Source organism: Microcoleus sp. Pol11C3 (assembly GCF_036701485.1).
GTDB lineage: Bacteria > Cyanobacteriota > Cyanobacteriia > Cyanobacteriales > Microcoleaceae > Microcoleus.
This window is the reverse complement of sequence record NZ_JAUBQW010000029.1, coordinates 42426-53136: the sequence shown is the minus strand read 5'-3', so window position 1 is coordinate 53136 and position 10711 is coordinate 42426. Positions and strand designations below refer to the sequence as shown.

Below are 10711 nucleotides of genomic sequence, written 5' to 3'. Positions count from 1 at the left end.
ATATTTTGGCGAACCTTCAGAGTGATGCTATGACCGAGAGTGCATAGATCATGTTTTTTGTCAATGCGTAAGTCCTAAAATAGATAAAATTCCGCAGGATGTGGCGCTCGATCGACTGAATAAAGGCACTGCCACTGCTTTCTAGCCGTTTAAACAGGTTTGTCCGCGAAAACCCCATTAACCGGCGACCCCCACGGAATAAGGCATTTAACTGCCGCTGTTCTGCTTCAGTCGGCTTTTGTTTGGGTTTTTTGGCAATGTAATTTCCGAGTCCGTAACGCGGCAGATTCAGTGCATTGATGACTTCGACAATTTCGGGGAAGTCAAGCTGGGTATGGGAGTTAGCGGCTGAGGCTTCGGAGTTGAATTTAATGGTTTTGGGAATGCGATCGGGAAAATAGGAGCGGGTGAGATCTGCAAATTCTAAATATTTGCGCCCCTTCTCTGCGTCAGTTTCCGCATAATTTTCTTTGATAAACGAGCGAGTGCGTCTCACCATGTAGCGCTTCATCAAATCTCGCCAATCATCAGGATGTTCGCTTTTTTCAAAAGCAGCTAAAGAGCGCACGGAACATTGATGCCGCTTAATAAATTCTAACTCTCCTTGACTGCCTCCGCCCAATTGATTCAGCAAAGCTTCGGGCCGCAGTCCTAAATTTTGGTCTTCAGGAATAAACAGCCGCAACTGAGAAGATAAATCTAAATAGGTTTTGTTGTAGGGAGTTGCTGAAAGCAAAATACATTTACTTTCGTTGATGGCAATATATTCTTGAATCGCTCGATATCGCTTGCCTTCTCGGTTTCTGAGGTTGTGACTTTCATCAATTAACACAACTCGATAGCGGCGCAATTCTGGCAATTCTTGCTGTACCAGACTGATCGATAAGACTTTGGCAAGCAGGCGAAAGTTATCTGCATATTCCTGCCACATTTTTACCAAGTTTTTGGGACAAATAATCAGGGTTTCCAAGAGACAGTCTTCTTGTAAAATTTTGGCGATCGCAGTTCCGACTAAAGTTTTACCCAACCCTACAACGTCGCCAATAATCACGCCTCCCCGTCTGGTAATGTGACGGGCGGCTAACTTAACCGCTTCTTCTTGAAATTTAAATAAACCCTTAAAATCGCGGGGAATCTGAAACTCAGCAATACCTGCGATCGCCTCGCGGGACAAATGATAGACAATGTTGAGATAGATGTGATAAGGTGGAATTAGTTCGGTTCTCGCCCAACTGCGATCGATAATTTCTGCGAGTTCTTTAGAAATATCAATACAGCCGTATTCTTCCCAGCGAGCGTTAAACCATTTTTGCAACTTATTACAAGCATCTCGATCGGGAACTTCAATATTCAATTCCCCTTGTTTCGATAGTCCCGATAAAGTCAGATTGCTGCTGCCCAAAAAACCGACGATCGGACTGTTGGGATCGTGACGGTGAACGAGATACAGCTTAGCGTGCAGTGGGTAAGCTAAGAATAATTTAACAATGACTTTTCCGGTTTTAATCTGATAACTTAACCTGCGTAAGCCCTGCTCGTCGCGATCGTTGGGAGCGCCGATCGTCAACTGGTGGCGAAATTCCTCAGCCATCCGTTTTTTGAGCCGAATAATGGCATTATTGTCAATCCCCCGGTGATGGGAAATTAGGCTAAAACTAGCATTCAATTCATCGGCAGGCAAACTTTGCATTCCTACCAAAAGGCGGCAGCAGGCTCCTTGGTTTCCCACATATGCTTCTATTAAATCCCCAATTCTCCGCCATCCCCGAAGATTGAAATAGCCTACACAAAAATCTGCCCGATAGGAGAGTTTAATGGTTTCTCGCAATGCTGGCAGGAGCGGCAGTTCAATGTTGTCAAAAATATGCGGCACTGGGTTTCCTCTGTTATATTATGGGTGAGTGCGAAAGATTTTCGTCAAAAAACCCGGTTTCTGACCACCCGTGCGTCATTCTACCTCTATATTTAGGATTGGTGTATCTCATTGATTTCGCACCCGAACCCGGTTTAATCCAAAACCAATTAATCGCGCTGGAATATTTCGCAAAATTGGTAACTGCAACAAAAGTGGCGGTTTAAACGGTCGATTGGTATCTAATGCCCCTTTAATAATTCGCTCCTGTACAAAGGACTGAAATGCTTGAATGATGCGTGTAGGCAACTCCCGCTGTCGCTGCACTTCTGCCAAATCCCACAGATGCACGCGATTGTTTTTCAGGGGGGCGCTGAGTACATTAGCCGCGACGACAGCATCTTGAATAGCATAGTTAATTCCCACACCGCCTACGGGCGACATGACGTGAGCGGCATCCCCAATTAAGAGCAAACCGGGACGATACCAGCGTGGAAGGCGACTCGATTCAACGGATAGGAAAGAAATTTGCGACCAATCTTTCAGTTGCTCGACCCTATCTGCAAATTCTGGTGCTAATTCAGCAACAGATTTTTGCAAAGCTTCTATTCCTGATTCGCGCAATTTCTGATAGCTGCCTTTCAGAATAATGTAACCGAGTTGCCAATAATCCAAGCGGTCAATCATGACTAATAAATGACCTCCAACAGCTCGACCTCCCACGCCCAAATCTTGGGCATCATTGGCACTGCGCGGCAAGCGAAACCAAAGGACATCCATCGGCGGGGAAGTTTTAATCGGTTCAAAACCTGCTAATTGGCGAAGGCGGGAAAAGCGACCGTCTGCACCGACAGTTAGGGTCGATCGCACTTCATGCCATCCCCCGCGTCCCCGGTATCGAATTCCGCACACAACCCCATTTTCTACGATCATTTCTTGTGCATTAGCTCCCATTACTAGCTGAAAGCTGGCGTAGCGCTGCGCTTGGGCAGTGATGAATTCGAGAAACTTGACTTGCGGAAGGATAGTGATGTAAGGATACTTGGTTTTGAGACAAGCCAAATCTACGAGTGTGGCGGTATTTGCAGCAGCTTGGATGGTGAGTTGGCGCATTTTTGTATGGGGCAATTCCAGCAATTGTGCTGCTAAACCCAATTGCTCCATAATTTCCATTACTGACGGATGCAGCGTATCGCCCCGAAATTCTCGATCGAAATCTTTGTGTAGTTCTAGCAGGATGACTGGAATGTTTTGCCGCGCTAAAAGTAATGCTAAAACAGCACCTGCTGGCCCACCTCCCACAATGCAGCAGTTGGTATGCTGCACGTCAACTATCGAGTGTTCTTGAGAGGATTCTGAATTTTGAACAGAGTTGACAGTCATATTTTTATGTTCCTGTTTGCTCAACAATCCTGCTAGTTGCTTTTAGTTTAGCAAAAGGCAGTAGTTAATCAATTCTCAAAATTTTTTTGCTCTCAAAAGATGGACATACACGGCCTTCCCAAGTTGACACTCCTACTCATAAAGGCGATCGCAGATCCACCAGCGGAGCGATCGTACCCAGCCAACCGCACCCAGGGCCCCAAGTGAGGCAATCCCTCCGTAGCCCCCGCTTCTCGACGCGGTACAATAAATGCAATCATACTTAACGCTTATATTGAAAAGGCTACACAAAACGCCACAGGAGACAACTGACGCATGGGTAAAGTAGTTGGCATTGACCTCGGAACAACAAACTCAGTAGTAGCCGTCATGGAAGGCGGCAAACCGGTTGTGATTGCCAATGCAGAAGGGATGCGGACAACTCCCTCGGTAGTTGCTTTCACAAAGGAAGGAGAACGCCTGGTGGGACAGATGGCCAGACGCCAGACTGTTCTCAACCCGCAAAACACCTTTTACGCTGTCAAGCGGTACATCGGACGCAAATATACCGAACTGACTCCAGAATCAAAGCGCGTTCCTTACACAACTCGCCGCGAGGAAAACGGGAACATCAAAATCAAGTGTCCCCGCCTGAAAAAAGATTTTGCCCCCGAGGAAATTTCGGCGATGGTGTTGCGAAAGCTGGCCGATGAAGCCAGCCGCTATCTGGGACAAGAGGTGACGGGGGCTGTAATTACTGTTCCCGCTTATTTCAACGACTCGCAGCGACAGGCGACGCGGGATGCTGGACGAATTGCGGGACTTGATGTTAAGCGCATTTTAAATGAGCCGACAGCGGCTTCTTTGGCTTACGGGTTGGAGAGACGAGAAAGTCAAACTATTTTAGTGTTTGATTTGGGCGGCGGTACTTTTGATGTGTCGATTTTAGACGTGGGAGACGGAGTATTTGAAGTTAAAGCAACTAGCGGCGATACTCAATTAGGTGGCAATGATTTTGACTCCAAAATTGTTGACTGGTTGGCAGAACAATTCTTAGAAAAAGAAGGAATTGATTTGCGACGCAACCGCCAAGCTTTGCAGCGCTTGATCGAAGCGGCAGAAAAAGCCAAGATTGAACTGTCGGGAGTCGGTGTCACGGAGATTAATTTGCCGTTTATTGATGCGAATGAAGATGGGCCTTTGCATCTGGAAACGCGATTAACTCGCGGTCAATTTGAGGGGCTGTGCACAGATTTGGTGCAGCGGCTGCGGCGGCCAGTGAAACAAGCTTTGGCTGATGCAAGTTTGAGTCCTTCTCGCATTGATGAAGTTGTGTTAGTCGGCGGTTCGACTCGCATTCCTTTGGTGCAGGAAGTGGTTCGCAGTTTGATTGATCGAGAGCCGAATCAAAATGTGAATCCCGATGAAGTTGTGGCGGTGGGTGCGGCAATTCAAGCGGGAATTTTGGGTGGTGATGTCCGCGACGTGCTGCTGTTGGATGTGACGCCGCTGTCGCTGGGTTTGGAAACTATCGGCGGGGTGATGAAAAAATTGATTCCTCGCAATACTACTATTCCTGTCAGGCGATCGGACATTTTTTCCACTGCTGAAAACAACCAAACTGTGGTAGAAGTTCACGTCATCCAAGGGGAACGGGAATTAGGCAGAGATAATAAGTCTTTAGGACGGTTTAAACTGAGTGGAATTCCGCCGGCACCGCGAGGGATTCCGCAGGTACAAGTAGCTTTTGATATTGATGCTAATGGGATGCTGTTGGTGACTGCTTTGGACAAAACTACCGGCAGGGAACAAAGCATTACTGTGCAAGGTGCTTCGACGCTGACTCAGCAGGAAGTGAATCAAATGATTCGCGATGCGGAACAGTTTGCTCAAGCTGATAAGTTGCAGCGGGAAAAGGTGGAAAAACGCAATCGCGCTGAAGCTTTAGCTTATCAAGCTGAGCGGCAGTTGCGAGAAGTTGCGCTCGATCGCGGAATGCAGTTTGCTCAAAGAAGTCGCCAGCGAATTGAAACTTTAATTCGGGAATTGCGAGACAGTTTGGAACGCAATGATGAGCGGGGAGTTGACCAAGTTGGTTCTGATTTGCAGGATGCTCTTTACGATTTGAGCCGGGAAGTTTCCGCGTTTGCGATGGATGACGATGATGATGATTTCTTTGAGTCTGTGAAGCGGACTTTTACGGGCGACGGTACTAAGCGGCGCAGCGATGACAGCAGCTATTATCAAAATGCTAAACCGTACAGGCGATCGACTGTCGATCCAATTCCCGATCGTCCATATGATCGCACCGGCGATCGTATGGGCGATCGTATGGGCGATCGTATGGGCGATCGTAGAAGCAGTGCTAATCGCCCAAGTCGCCCTTATCAAAATCAAAGCGATGATTGGGATGATGACGACGATTGGCTCTAATTAGTGGTTAGTCATTAGTCCCTAGTCATTAGTCCCTAGTTTGAAGCAGGGAAGCAGGATGACTAATGACTAATGACTAATAATTAATAACTAATGACTAATAACTAATGACTAATGACTAATTATGCAGAATTTTCGCAATTACTATCTAATTTTGGGAGTGCCCAAAGATGCTACGGCTGATGAGATAAAAAAAGCCTATCGACGACTGGCGAGGCAGTTGCACCCTGACGTGAATCCGGGGGACAAATCTGCTGAAGATAGGTTTAAGGATATTAATGAAGCTTATGATATTCTTTCCGATCTCGACAAGCGCGCTCAATACGATCAGTTTAGTAAATTCTGGAAACAAAAGGGATTTCAAGGAAAGCAAGGGGTGCGACTTCCCAATTTCAAAACTTGGGGAAACAGTAAAACTACTCGCAAAAAACCGGCCGAAGATGTCGATTTTAGCGATTACTCAGATTTTAATAAATTTCTCGATCAAGTGCTCGGAAGACGCCGGGAAGTGAGGATGGCGACAGCGAATGATGCACCGGGAGTAGCCTCCTCTGAACCGTGGAGTACGGCTTCTAAGAAAACGAGTTATGTTGCTAATTCTCGCCCACCTAGAAGGGATTTCGACGATCGCGAAATGCGACGAGAAACAGTCGATCGCGAAATGCCACGGGATATAGTCGATCGGGAAATGCGACGAGATATAGTCGATCGCGAAATTCGACAGGATATAGTCGATCGCGAAATGCGACGAGAAATTAGGGAAACAGTCGAGCGCGAAGCGAGAAGAGACATTGAGGCCAGGCTGACTTTGCCTTTGGAAAGGGCTTATTCGGGCGGTACCGAGCGAATTCGTCTGGAAGATGGGCGAGCGATCGAGGTAAATCTGCCTCCTGCGATGGTATCTGGCCAGCGAATTCGCTTGCGAAATCAAGGTATTGGCGGCGGAGATTTATATTTAAAAATCACAGTTTCTCTCCATCCCTTTTTTCGATTGGAAATGTCGGATATTTGCTGCGAATTGCCACTGACTCCCAGCGAAGCGGTGTTGGGTGGAGATATTGAAGTGCCGACGCTGGATGGTAGGGTGAAAATGAAATTGCCACCGGGAGTAACCTCGGGAAAGCGGTTGCGGCTGGCTAACAAAGGCTATCCGACAGGAAATGGCGATCGGGGCGATCAATTGGTAGAAATTCAGGTGTTAATTCCCAAGGAAATTAGTGAAGAGGAACGGGAATTATACGAAAAGTTGCGGCAGGTTGAGTCTTTTAAACCGCGTCAGGATTTATCGGTTTAATGTAGAGTACGCAAGGCCCCAGTTTAATTTTGTAGGGGCGCAATAAGGCACGCCTTACTACTAACTGTGTACGAAAAATTAGGAGATTCTTGGCTAAATTTTACTGACATATCAAATTTAGCCACTTGACCGTAAATAGATAATAACAAATCCGTTGGTATCGGAATTATTCATCTCTCTCTTCTCTGCCTCAGCGCCCTCTGCGCCCTCTGCGGTTTAATCATTCCGAAACAATTGTAAACGATATGATTTGTCGCCAGAATAGCCGATCGTACTTTCAGCAATCCTCGATCGCATAAGTAAAATTACTGTTGCGATTATTCCTGAACTAGCAGAGAATTAACAATAAGGTAATTTTCCCACAATCAGGAGCAGTCTGCCGCCATGACTCAAATGCCCCTTCAATGCAACAATCTGCAAGAGCAAGTTGATTCGTTAGTGCAACTGCTGCGTCAGGAATCGTCTTTGCGACAACAAGATATCACGGCGGTACAAGCTTCTTTGAAAAAAGCAATTTCTCCTGAGTTTGAAATTGTGTTTGCTGGCGCTTTCAGTGCGGGAAAATCTATGTTAATTAATGCTTTGCTGGAGCGGGAATTGCTCTACAGTGCTGAAGGACACGCGACAGGTACGGAATGTTATATCGCCTTTGCTGAGCCGGAAAAAGAGCGCGTTGTTCTAACTTTTTTGAGCGAGTTTGAGATTAGCCAGCAAGCTTCTGTGCTTTGCCATCAGTTAGGTTTAACTACTGAACTTAATATTAATCAAACAGATGTAGTGTCGCTGTTGTCTGAGGGATGTAACATAATTATTGAAACAGAAGGTGGCGAAAATAAATCCGAGGTAGCCAAAAAAGCTAAGGCTTTGATGCTGCTGTTAGAAGGTTTTGAGGCAAATCGCGATCGCATCCAAACTCTCGAAAACGCTACCTACTCGATGGAACAGTTTAACTTTTCCAATCTCAAAGAAGCTGCTAGTTATGCCCGTCGCGGTAGCAACAGTGCTGTACTCAAGCGAGTAGAATATTACTGTTATCATCCGCTGCTGGAAGATGGCAATATTATTATCGATACGCCGGGAATTGATGCGCCGGTGCAGCGGGATGCAGAATTGACTTATGATAAGATTGAAAGCCCCGATACTTCGGCGGTTGTCTGCGTTTTGAAAGCAGCTTCGTCAGGGGAAATGACGACGGAAGAAACCGAGTTGATGGAAAAAACACGGGGAAATCCGGGAATTCGCGATCGACTGTTTTACATTTTCAACCGCATCGACGAAACTTGGTACAACACGCAACTGCGACAGCGCTTAGAAAATCTGATTAATTCCGACTTTCGCGATACTGCGAGAGTTTACAAAACTAGCGGATTGTTGGGATTTTACGGGAGTTTGATTCGAGGGACAACAGGGCGCGATCGCTTTGGTTTAAATACAATCTTTGCCACCAGTCAAGAGCGAGTTTCTGGAGATGATAAATTAGATTCAGAATTGATCGGTAATAGTGAAGAAACTCCGCAATTTGTTAGTGAATTTAATCGCTACTGTGCGAATTCTGGCAAGCTATCTCCGAGCCGATTTCGCATTTCAGTTAACAGCTACGAAACACCCAATGAAAACTACGTGCGGATTCTTGCAGAGCAAGGACAACCATTAATTACTCAATTAATTCAAGATAGCGGGATCGAAGATTTTCGGACAGCCATCACCCGTTACCTCACAGAAGAAAAACGCCCGCAACTGTTCAAAAATCTAGCTGACGATTTAGAAGATTTGTGCATTCAACTGCGGAAACATTACCAAATAATTCAGCGGAATTTGGACAGCCAGCCCCGCGAAATTGAGGCAATGAAAGCACAGGAACTTTTGCGGCTAAATCAAGAATTGCAGCAAGTTGGGGAGGATTTTCGCGAACATATTGCCGAGGAAGTCAATGAAATGATTATGAATAAATGCGATATTTTCGATACAGACTTTCGGCAACTGCAATCTCGGATGATCCGCCGCTTGGATGAATTGTTAGACGGATTTTCGGTTGAGGCGGCTTACGGACGCACTTTGCGGAATCATCCCCGCAATGCGACAGCACCTTTAATTGCTGTTTTAGTTGAAGCACTTTATTATCTAGCGAATCAGTTGGAAGATATTTTAGTAGAGGCTACTAAGTCACTGGTTGATAATTATTTCCAGTATTTGAAAGATAGCGTTCGCAAGTCGGAATACTATCGATTACTTTATCGGTTGTTGGGGAACGACGGGGGAATTGAACAGCAGCTAGAGGAGTTATCAAAGCGGGTTTCTGATGCTTTGGTAAATGCGGCGGGCGTTGAGTGCGATCGCTACGTGCGAGAAAGTCCGCGTTTTTACGACGAAGGCACATTTTCCATTTATCAATTCCGGGAAACATTGCAGCAAACATCTCAAGGTTACGACTGCGAAAACATGGTAGATGCCCAACCCGCAATTCGGCAATTATTGCGGCTAGATTTCGAGCCGAAAGTATCTAGAACTATTCGGCAAACTTTCCGCCAAACTGTCAACCAAACCCTGAAAGAGCATTTGTTGCCGCTGGCCCAAAGGCAAGCTGATGATATTTTGCAGAAATACAGTCAAGCCCGCGATTATTTAGAGCAAACTTTGGCACAGGAAGCTGAGGAAAAGATTGCTAAGAATCTGCGGCTGCAAGCTGAGAACGAGCAGAAAATTCAAGAGTACGATCGGGCCGTTTCTGGGATTAATAGTTGTTTGCAAGCGATGAAGTTGCACGAGCATTTGTTGCCTGTAATTGGACAAAATGATAGCGTTTCGGTGGATGGTGAATGATTGAAATTCGGCGATTGGAAACCAGGCGATTGGAAATCGCGGCTACACAGACAAAACCCGCCTGCGCGGGTTGAAAACATTCTTAGTCCGCGCAGGCGGACATCGTTTGTATAGCTGCGAATTCTATTCGCCGGGATTATTGCCAAAAGAGAGATACTACTCTAAAATAGTTAGGATGATAGTTTAAAAAACTTAGATATCAATATGGAAGATAAATTTGATTTTCACAACTGCGGTAATGAGGATGCTTTATCTTTTGGTAACGCAATGCTTAAAGTAGAAAAACTCAAGGAAACAGTAAATAGAGTTTTGCCTGAAAATGGGTTAGGACAAACACTCAATCAGTTCTTAAGCCAGCAAGCCCTAAATATTGATGTACCTTTAACTACCGATCAAACACGTCGTTTATATGAGAACTGGTTTGGTGAAGGTATAGATTGTGAAATTCTCAGAGTGGGTGCTCAGGGCTGGCAGAAAGGAAAGATTAAGCTCAAACTCAATGTCACTATAGAGTTTTGCCCCGACGAACCCGAAGTCGAAGAAACACCAGAAAACAACGAATCAGAAACTAGCCAACCAGAATCCCCCCTCGATGATTTGCGCCGCCAACTCCTCAATCAAGAAAATCAACCGAACAATTCATGACTAAAACCCCCAGAATTCGCATTCCCCCAGAAGTCAGAAAATACGTATTCACCCGCAACAAATACCAGTGCCAAAGCTGCGGTCAAACCAAACTAGAAGCAGAACTGACGATCGATCATATCATCCCCCTAGCGCGCGGCGGCAGCAACGACATCAGCAACTTGCAAACCCTCTGCGGCACCTGCAACCAAAAGAAAACCGACAAATTAGACCCGCGCTTCAGGCGACACTTTGACCTTTGATATTTAACAGTATAATAAACTCAGCAATTTAAGCTTGAAATTGCTAACCTCTGTCCGATCGCA

The 10711-nt window shown here is 45.8% G+C and carries 8 protein-coding genes; 5 read left to right on the top strand and 3 right to left on the bottom strand.

Annotation, left to right across the window (positions count from 1 at the left end):
* Positions 1 to 16: 16 nt before the first annotated feature.
* The 3 genes from QUA40_RS09725 to QUA40_RS09715 all read right to left on the bottom strand — a co-directional run bounded on the left by QUA40_RS09725 (position 17) and on the right by QUA40_RS09715 (position 3495).
* Positions 17 to 1873, bottom strand: a complete 1857-nt coding sequence (locus QUA40_RS09725) for a phospholipase D-like domain-containing protein (RefSeq protein ID WP_333124581.1) — start codon at positions 1871 to 1873, stop codon at positions 17 to 19.
* A 108-nt stretch (positions 1874 to 1981) separates the two neighbouring features.
* The gene (locus QUA40_RS09720) at positions 1982 to 3235 is read right to left on the bottom strand and encodes an FAD-dependent oxidoreductase (RefSeq protein ID WP_333124579.1); all 1254 of its coding nucleotides are present in this window, start codon (positions 3233 to 3235) and stop codon (positions 1982 to 1984) included.
* A gap of 92 nt (positions 3236 to 3327) precedes the next feature.
* Complete coding sequence (locus QUA40_RS09715) at positions 3328 to 3495, bottom strand: hypothetical protein (protein WP_333124576.1); 168 nt, start codon at positions 3493 to 3495, stop codon at positions 3328 to 3330.
* A gap of 55 nt (positions 3496 to 3550) precedes the next feature.
* Here QUA40_RS09715 and dnaK point away from each other — a divergent pair, with 55 nt between their 5' ends.
* The 5 genes from dnaK (at position 3551) to QUA40_RS09690 (ending at position 10648) form a co-directional block, all read left to right on the top strand.
* Positions 3551 to 5647 carry a molecular chaperone DnaK gene (gene dnaK, locus QUA40_RS09710; RefSeq protein ID WP_333124574.1) on the top strand — a complete coding sequence of 699 codons (2097 nt, stop codon included), beginning with the start codon at positions 3551 to 3553 and terminating at the stop codon, positions 5645 to 5647.
* Positions 5648 to 5771: 124 nt separating this feature from the next.
* Entirely contained in the window at positions 5772 to 6941 is a 1170-nt protein-coding gene (locus QUA40_RS09705) for a J domain-containing protein (RefSeq protein WP_333124571.1), read from the top strand.
* Positions 6942 to 7325: 384 nt separating this feature from the next.
* A complete protein-coding gene (locus QUA40_RS09700) occupies positions 7326 to 9761 on the top strand; it encodes a dynamin-like GTPase family protein (RefSeq protein ID WP_333124569.1) in 2436 nt (811 codons plus the stop codon).
* A gap of 204 nt (positions 9762 to 9965) precedes the next feature.
* Entirely contained in the window at positions 9966 to 10406 is a 441-nt protein-coding gene (locus tag QUA40_RS09695) for a KGK domain-containing protein (RefSeq protein ID WP_333124566.1), read from the top strand.
* Entirely contained in the window at positions 10403 to 10648 is a 246-nt protein-coding gene (locus tag QUA40_RS09690) for an HNH endonuclease (RefSeq protein ID WP_333124564.1), read from the top strand. The genes QUA40_RS09695 and QUA40_RS09690 overlap by 4 nt, the downstream gene beginning before the upstream one ends.
* Positions 10649 to 10711 lie beyond the last annotated feature (63 nt).

Bases quoted from the DNA above. Each gene is read 5' to 3' on its own strand.
- QUA40_RS09720 (WP_333124579.1), bottom strand. From the start codon at position 3,235: ATGACTGTCAACTCTGTTCAAAATTCAGAATCCTCTCAAGAACACTCG.
- QUA40_RS09715 (WP_333124576.1), bottom strand. From the start codon at position 3,495: ATGATTGCATTTATTGTACCGCGTCGAGAAGCGGGGGCTACGGAGGGA.
- dnaK (WP_333124574.1), top strand. From the start codon at position 3,551: ATGGGTAAAGTAGTTGGCATTGACCTCGGAACAACAAACTCAGTAGTA.
- QUA40_RS09705 (WP_333124571.1), top strand. From the start codon at position 5,772: ATGCAGAATTTTCGCAATTACTATCTAATTTTGGGAGTGCCCAAAGAT.
- QUA40_RS09700 (WP_333124569.1), top strand. From the start codon at position 7,326: ATGACTCAAATGCCCCTTCAATGCAACAATCTGCAAGAGCAAGTTGAT.
- QUA40_RS09695 (WP_333124566.1), top strand. From the start codon at position 9,966: ATGGAAGATAAATTTGATTTTCACAACTGCGGTAATGAGGATGCTTTA.
- QUA40_RS09690 (WP_333124564.1), top strand. From the start codon at position 10,403: ATGACTAAAACCCCCAGAATTCGCATTCCCCCAGAAGTCAGAAAATAC.